This is a genomic window from Paenibacillus sp. J45TS6, from assembly GCF_018403285.1.
Lineage (GTDB): Bacteria > Bacillota > Bacilli > Paenibacillales > Paenibacillaceae > Paenibacillus.
The window spans coordinates 1-412 of sequence record NZ_BOSJ01000073.1 but is presented as its reverse complement, the minus strand read 5'-3'; the positions used below and the strand labels follow the sequence as shown (position 1 = coordinate 412).

1 tRNA gene and 1 rRNA gene are annotated in these 412 nt (G+C 42.7%); both read left to right on the top strand.

Annotation, left to right across the window (positions count from 1 at the left end):
* Nucleotides 1–88: ribosomal RNA gene (locus KJS58_RS24995) — 16S ribosomal RNA — on the top strand; the annotation flags it as partial.
* Nucleotides 89–179: 91 nt separating this feature from the next.
* A tRNA-Ala gene (locus KJS58_RS24990) sits at nucleotides 180–255 on the top strand.
* Nucleotides 256–412: the final 157 nt, after the last annotated feature.

Sequence of the window (412 nt, the reverse complement as noted above, 5' to 3'; positions counted from 1 at the left end):
GAGCCAGCCGTCGAAGGTGGGGTAGATGATTGGGGTGAAGTCGTAACAAGGTAGCCGTATCGGAAGGTGCGGCTGGATCACCTCCTTTCTATGGAGAATCGTTTCCTGAAACGGAAACATTCAAATCGACTTAATAAGTCATATCATTCATCCATTTGTTCGGTTTTGATGGAATTTGAGGGGCCATAGCTCAGCTGGGAGAGCGCCTGCCTTGCACGCAGGAGGTCAGCGGTTCGATCCCGCTTGGCTCCACCATAATAATTTCATCATTATTTGTGTTGTTCTTTGAAAACTAGATAACGAAACAATTTTGCGATTTTAGAAATATCCTTTAAGCTGAACTTGTGTTAAACAAGTGAAGATTAATAGATTGCTTAGCGAAATTTTTGAATGATGAACGACTTTTGGCGAA